The 232-nt window shown below is 45.3% G+C and carries 1 protein-coding gene; it reads right to left on the bottom strand.

The genetic code is table 11. The features are described 5' to 3' along the window. On the bottom strand, positions 1-232 hold a 232-nt coding region (locus tag CWC28_RS22220), incomplete at both ends, for a hypothetical protein (protein WP_171038377.1).

Here is a 232-nt window from a genome sequence, read left to right as displayed (position 1 = left end):
CCCTGCCAGCATATTAATTTTTTGCAGATTCTTCTTTACGGCTTCCGACTGTTTTGAATCTTCATAAAACCCTCGAAATTGATGGCGAAGATGAAACAACCGGACCAGCTTATTCATAATTTCAGCCAGCCGTGAAAAGCGATCAAACTCAGCGCGTGCAGAATAATCTGTTGTTACGACGCCCCGGCGATCAGCTCCTTCTTTCGATAGCTTTGCCACTGCAGTATTGGCT

The organism is Pseudoalteromonas sp. S4492 (assembly GCF_005886115.1).
Taxonomy (GTDB): domain Bacteria; phylum Pseudomonadota; class Gammaproteobacteria; order Enterobacterales; family Alteromonadaceae; genus Pseudoalteromonas; species Pseudoalteromonas gelatinilytica.
The sequence above is the reverse complement of the archived record's forward strand: the minus strand, read 5'-3'. Positions and strand labels throughout refer to the sequence as shown.